This is a genomic window from Mesorhizobium sp. M4A.F.Ca.ET.020.02.1.1 (genome assembly GCF_004022645.1).
Lineage (GTDB): Bacteria > Pseudomonadota > Alphaproteobacteria > Rhizobiales > Rhizobiaceae > Mesorhizobium.
Genome location: NZ_RZOI01001304.1, coordinates 1 through 698, shown reverse-complemented (window position 1 = coordinate 698; position 698 = coordinate 1). Strand labels below are relative to the sequence as shown.

1 protein-coding gene is annotated in these 698 nt (G+C 61.5%); it reads right to left on the bottom strand.

Translation table 11 applies throughout. The features are described from left to right. Nucleotides 1-403 precede the first annotated feature (403 nt). The coding region (locus EN742_RS36795) for a low affinity iron permease family protein (protein WP_128333984.1) at nucleotides 404-698 on the bottom strand (295 nt) is incomplete at its 5' end.

The window sequence follows — 698 nt, the reverse complement described above, 5'->3', positions numbered from 1 at the left end:
TTCCGGGACAGAGACGGCAAAACCGGCGCCGCCATTTCGTGCTGGCGACGCCGCCCCTGGGGAGCAGGCACCCCACGGCCGGCCGCGAACCGGCAGAATCGCGGAATCGCGTTCGACAAGTGGCTGGAAGCCATGAGGGCAATGGGGCAGCCGAGCATGTTGCCCGGTGGCATGTTCTGGCTCCGCCGTTGGATGAAGCATAGTATCTGGAAAGTTTCATGCATCAAAACAATGACTTAAGCAAATCATGAGGCAAGGCAGGAATGGCTGATGGGCAAGCGCGCAAATCGGCCTGCGCGCGACGGAAGGTGACGAGAACTATGACGGCCAGCAGCGATTTCTCCGGACGCCCGCCGCGCTGGCGAAAGTCCGGCGGCTTTCAGGCATGGCCGTGCACGCGCCGCTAGGCTGTGCCCGACCTGCTTTTGGCGGTGCGGCCTGCCCTTTTCTCGATGCTTTCGAGTTCGGCGGTGATCTCTTCCCGCGAGCCGTGCTCAAGACCGACAACGTCGTTTCTCGCGGCATCCAGCGCCACGATGATTTCGTTGAGCTTGGCCTGTATGGCCGAGGTGTCGCGATAGTTCTGGATCAGCACCACTCCCGTCAAGGCAATGGCGGAAATCGACAGGATGTAGGTCCCGACCGTCGAACTCGCCACGAGCGCGCATAAAAGCGCGGCGGCCAACATGACATAGAAC